This window comes from Methylorubrum podarium (assembly GCF_022179745.1).
GTDB lineage: Bacteria > Pseudomonadota > Alphaproteobacteria > Rhizobiales > Beijerinckiaceae > Methylobacterium > Methylobacterium podarium.
The window spans coordinates 1-2,827 of sequence record NZ_BPRD01000605.1 but is presented as its reverse complement, the minus strand read 5'-3'; the positions used below and the strand labels follow the sequence as shown (position 1 = coordinate 2,827).

General features: G+C 72.9%; 3 protein-coding genes. All 3 read left to right on the top strand.

Going from position 1 to position 2,827, the window contains the following annotated elements; all coding sequences use genetic code 11:
• Positions 1–214: 214 nt before the first annotated feature.
• Entirely contained in the window at positions 215–877 is a 663-nt protein-coding gene (locus MFF42_RS24505) for a transglutaminase-like cysteine peptidase (protein WP_238258528.1), read from the top strand.
• 207 nt (positions 878–1,084) lie between these two features.
• The gene (locus MFF42_RS24500; RefSeq protein WP_238258526.1) at positions 1,085–1,786 is read left to right on the top strand and encodes a transglutaminase-like cysteine peptidase; all 702 of its coding nucleotides are present in this window, start codon (positions 1,085–1,087) and stop codon (positions 1,784–1,786) included.
• Positions 1,787–1,916: 130 nt separating this feature from the next.
• Positions 1,917–2,827, top strand: a 911-nt coding sequence (locus MFF42_RS24495) for a PAS domain S-box protein (protein ID WP_238258523.1), incomplete at its 3' end; no start/stop codon positions are given.

Here is a 2,827-nt window from a genome sequence, read left to right as displayed (position 1 = left end):
CGTTCCACCGCGACCGCGGCCCGTTCGGCCGTCGCGCAAGGTTTCCCGCTCCCTAACGCGATCCCTCGCATTGGCCGCAGATCCGTGAGCCGCAATTCGCCCTCACGGACGGGCGGATCGTTGCCGGGGCGAATCGATAAAATTGCGCGGATCGACTTCAGCGCGGCGGAGGGGGTGCGGCGACATCCTGGCCTCGTTCGAAGGAAACGCCGCGATGCGCACCACCGGGACGGGTCATCTCAAGACGGGGCTCCAGATGGGGCTCTTGGCGCTGCTGACCCTCTGCGTCGGCCTCGTCAGCGAGACCGGGGCCCAGACCGCTCCGCAGATGATGGCCGCGCTCCCCGCGGCGAGCGCCGGCCTCATCCCCGGCGCCGAGGCCCGGCCGATCCTGGCCTGGACCGAGTTCTGCCAGTCCTATCCGGCGGAATGCGCCTTCGATCGCGCCGAGCCGGCCCGGATCGCGATGACCCCGGCCATCTGGTCGACGATCGTCTCGGTCAACCGCCGGGTGAACCGGACGATCGACCCCGTCACCGACCAGGAGCATTGGGGCCGGCCCGACCGCTGGGACCTCGCCGAGGACGGCCGCGGCGATTGCGAGGATTTCCAGCTTCTCAAGCGCCGGATGCTGGCCGCCGCAGGCCTGCCGCGCCGGGCGATGCGGATGACCGTGGTGATCGACGAGAAGGGCGAGGGCCACGCCGTCCTCACCCTCATCACCGACCGCGGCGACCTCGTGCTCGACAACAAGACCAACGCGGTGCTGACCTGGGCCCAGACCGGCTACGTCTTCATCAAGCGCGAGGGGCAGGACGCCCTGGCATGGGTTTCGCTGGGCGGAGCCAGCTCGCCCGTCACGACGGCGAACCGCTGAGCGCGGCCCCGCTTCGCGGATCGCCTCCGCGCGGCCTGCGGAGAAAGGGGCGGCCGGTGTGGCCGGATTGCCAGCCCGAGCCGGCTTGTCTCGCCGCGGCACGGGGAAGCGGCAATCCGCCTTCACCGTTCCTTCATTTTCGTATTGAGCCGGGCCTCGGCCCGTGCAAGCTTCGCCGGGAAACAAGGGGCTGCGGGACGGTCGGCCATGCGGTACGCGGTGCTTCGGGGCGTCGGCAACGGATCGGCGTTCCTCCGCGGGGACGTGAGACGGCGCCTCGGCCGGGCGGCCCATCTGTCCCTCGTCGGCGCGACCCTGCTGCTCGGCGGCGCCGCGGCGCCGGTCCAGCCGAGCCAGGCACGCACCGCCGGCCTGCCCGAGGCGGGCAGTGCGGCCGATCCCGGTGCCCCCGCCCGCCCCGTCGCCGCCTGGAACGATTTCTGCGCCCGCTACCCGTCCGAATGCACGGTCGATCCCACGGAGCCGGCGGTCGTCACCCTGACGCCCGCGCTGTGGCACACGCTCACGACCGTCAACCGCCGGGTCAACGCCCGCATCAAGCCGATCACCGACATGGCCCATTGGGGCGTCGTCGATCGCTGGGATTTCCCCGATGACGGCTTCGGCGACTGCGAGGACATCCAGCTCCTCAAGCGCCGGATGCTGGTGGAGCGGCGCCTGTCCCGCCGGGCCCTGCGGATGACGGTGGTGATCGACGAGATCGGCGAGGGCCACGCGGTGCTGATGGTGCGCACCGACCGGGGCGACCTGATCCTCGACAACAAGACCAACGCGGTGCTGCCCTGGCAGCGCACCGGCTACAGCTTCGTCAAGCGCGAAGGGCAGGACGGAAAGGCCTGGGTCAGCCTCAACAACGACGCCTCGCCCGCCACCACCGCCAACCGCTGATCCGGATCGGCGTTCGGGCGTTGAAGGGCATGCCTCAGCCGCGCTCCGAACCGTTCTCGCTTCGCCCGCCCCGCCGCCGGGCCGGTCCGGCTCGGGCCGGCTCTCCCTTCCGCGGCGGCGGCGCCCCGTGATGCCGACCGAGGCCGCCCTCGCTTCCGCCCCGTATCCCGCGGCGGAGACCGACCTCCTCGCGGTGCTGCCGCTCCCCGCGCTGCTCCTGGAACCGTCGGAGGCCGGGGCGACGATCCGCGCCGCCAACCCCGCCCTGCTGCGGCTGACCGGCCTCGGCGAGACCGCGCTCGTCGGGCAGGGGATCGAGGCGCTGGCCTGCCACCACGGCGATCATGCCGGCTGGGCACCGTTCCGCGAGGCCCTGGCCCGCGGCGAGGCGGGACGCTTCGAGCTGCTGTTCGGCCGCGGCGGCGGCGCCTCGTTCTGGGGCGAGATCCACCTCGCCGCCCTGCCCGGCGGCGACGCCCCGCGCCTCCTCGGCCAGATCATCGACGTGACGCGGCGGCGGGACGCGGAGGATGCCCTCGCCCTGTCGCGGCAGCGGGAGGCGCTCGGGCTCCTGACGAACAGCGTCGCGCACGAATTCAACAACTTCCTGCAGATCCTGATCGGCTACATCGACGGGCTGAAGCGGCGCCTCGGCGACCGGCCGGAGCCGTTCATCCAGCGGGCCATCACCCGCTCCACCGAGGCCTCCGAGCGGGCCGCCGTGCTCACCCGGCAGCTCCTCGCCCATTCCCGGCGGATCGCGCCCGACCTGCGCCCGGTCGATCTCGGCGCGGCGGTGCAGGCGGGCCTCGACCGGCTGCGGCCGGGCCTGCCGCCGGGGATCGCGCTGGATCTGTCGATCCCCGACGGCCTGCCGCCGGCCCTGTGCAACCCGATCCAGCTGGAACTGGCGCTCGGCCACATCCTCGCCAACGCCTGCGAGGCCATGGCCGGGCGCGGCCGCATCGGCGTGACCCTGTTCGCGATCGAGCCCGGCGACCGCTCGCTGCAGCGCCCCGAGGCCGGGGCCGTCGGCCTCAC